Consider the following 647-nt stretch of genomic DNA (forward strand, 5'->3'; position numbering starts at 1 on the left):
CGCCACCGGTTCACCCGTAATGCACCACACTATCGCCCCACCTTTGGAGCGACTCTGATGCACAAGACTTGGCTGCTCGCCTTGTTGGCGGTTCCCGCACTGGCCTACGCGGCGCCGGACGAGGACACGGCGATGTGCCGCAATGGCGGCTTCCCCATGAGCACGGCCGGGGTCTCGCTCGCCAAGGTCGCGGTGCCGCGCCTGTACCTGCTCAACGACGACGACGGCTGCCCGGCCAAGGGCGAGGCCGCGTGCCGGCAGCGCGCCTATGTGGTCAAGGACGACACGGTGATCCTGGCGCAGCGTCGGGGCGGCTTCGTCTGCGCGTTCTACCCCAACAAGGTCGGCGGCAGCGCCGGCTGGGTGGCGGCGTCGAGCGTGCAGCCACTGCCGGCGACGGCCGCACCGAAGCCGCCGGCCTGGGGCGGCCCGTGGCACGACGGCGACAACGAACTGCAGCTGATCGCCCACGGCGACGGCACCATCACCGCCAACGGCGATGCCTACTGGCCCAGCGCCAACCAAACAAACACAAACGGACTACAGACAACCCTCGGCCCAGTTCACAAACATATGGCCGCAATCTGCAACGCCACCGAGCATCGTGGACCCTCGCATCACTATCAAACTAGAGCAAGTCACCGTTA

1 protein-coding gene is annotated in these 647 nt (G+C 66.9%); it reads left to right on the forward strand.

All coding sequences use genetic code 11. The features are described 5' to 3' along the window. Positions 1 to 57 precede the first annotated feature (57 nt). Positions 58 to 647 (forward strand): hypothetical protein (locus CSC62_RS17410; RefSeq protein WP_246194530.1); only part of this gene is annotated, 590 nt, incomplete at its 3' end.

Source organism: Pseudoxanthomonas jiangsuensis (assembly GCF_010093185.1).
Classification (GTDB): domain Bacteria; phylum Pseudomonadota; class Gammaproteobacteria; order Xanthomonadales; family Xanthomonadaceae; genus Pseudoxanthomonas; species Pseudoxanthomonas jiangsuensis.